The organism is Oleiphilus sp. HI0067 (assembly GCF_001635735.1).
Genome location: NZ_LWFI01001553.1, coordinates 1 through 853 on the forward strand (window position 1 = coordinate 1; position 853 = coordinate 853).

1 protein-coding gene is annotated in these 853 nt (G+C 45.7%); it reads left to right on the plus strand.

Going from position 1 to position 853, the window contains the following annotated elements; genetic code table 11:
* Positions 1 to 17 precede the first annotated feature (17 nt).
* On the plus strand, positions 18 to 853 hold an 836-nt coding region (locus A3739_RS25345; RefSeq protein WP_231877146.1), incomplete at its 3' end, for a M48 family metalloprotease.

Consider the following 853-nt stretch of genomic DNA (forward strand, 5'->3'; position numbering starts at 1 on the left):
CTCACGAATTGGCGCATTTGAGTCAACGCCATTACGCACGACGACTTCAAAAGCAGGAGCTCAGCACCCCGCTAACCCTCGCAGGCATATTGGCAAGCGCTGTAATCGCAGCCACAACTGGCGCCGAGGCAGGAATCGCGACACTTGCATCAACCCAAGCGATGTCTGTAGAAAAAGCACTTAGCTATTCACGCTCGAACGAAGAAGAAGCAGACCGAATTGGCATCGAAACCATGTACAAATCTAATTTCGATCCAAGAGCAATGCCACGCATGTTCGAAACCATGCTCAAAAATGCAAGACTACAAGGCTCTTCACCACCCGAATATCTCTCAACTCACCCCTTATCTGAAAATCGAGTTGCCGATACAAAAAACCGCGCCGAACAATATCCCATCAAGCAATACCGTGATAACTTTCAATTTCATATATCTAAAGCGATCGTCGCAACAGATTTCGCAGAGTCGAAAGAGTCTGCGATCAAATACTATCGATCAACTATAGAAAAAGGTCAGCATAAAAATGTCGATGCGACAAGATTCGCACTGGCGTACGCCTTATTTGATAGCAAACCTAAAGAATCTTTAGAAATACTGACGAAACTACATGCCAAGTATCCAGCACTCCCAGTGATCAGCATATTTTTAGCAGAAGCAGAATATTTTTCTGGGAATGCTGAAGCGTCTATAGCGCGACTTAAAACGCTGCTCGAATTCAATCCGAACAACTATTCTGCCGCGATCTTACTCGCAGAAATTTACGAGCAAGAACAACGCTATTCCGAAGCGGAGACGCTCCTCATCGCACAAAGTAGAACGCGCGCGGATAACCCTGTTATCTGGTATTTACTCGC